General features: G+C 36.3%; 1 protein-coding gene. It reads left to right on the top strand.

Annotated elements, in window-relative coordinates; translation table 11 throughout:
* On the top strand, nucleotides 1–262 hold a 262-nt coding region (locus tag PNO30_RS06915; protein ID WP_271987654.1), incomplete at both ends, for a MucBP domain-containing protein.

The following is a 262-nucleotide window of genomic DNA, read 5'->3' as shown; positions in this document are numbered from 1 at the left end:
GTAAATCCAAACAATCCAGAAGAAGGATATGAAGTACCAAATATCCCTACAAACCCAGGTGAAGATACACCAATCAACTACGTAGCAAACAAAGCAAACTTAGTAGTTAAATACGTAGATGAAAATGGAAAAGACTTAGTTCCTTCAGAAACAACAGAAGGAAAAGTAGGAGATGAGTACACAACAACTGGAAAAGTAATCAAAGGATACGTGTTAGTACGAGTAGAAGGTGAAGCTAAAGGTAAGATTGGAAAAGATGGTT

Source organism: Gemella haemolysans, from assembly GCF_028308085.1.
GTDB lineage: Bacteria > Bacillota > Bacilli > Staphylococcales > Gemellaceae > Gemella > Gemella haemolysans_D.
The sequence above is the reverse complement of the archived record's forward strand: the minus strand, read 5'-3'. Positions and strand labels throughout refer to the sequence as shown.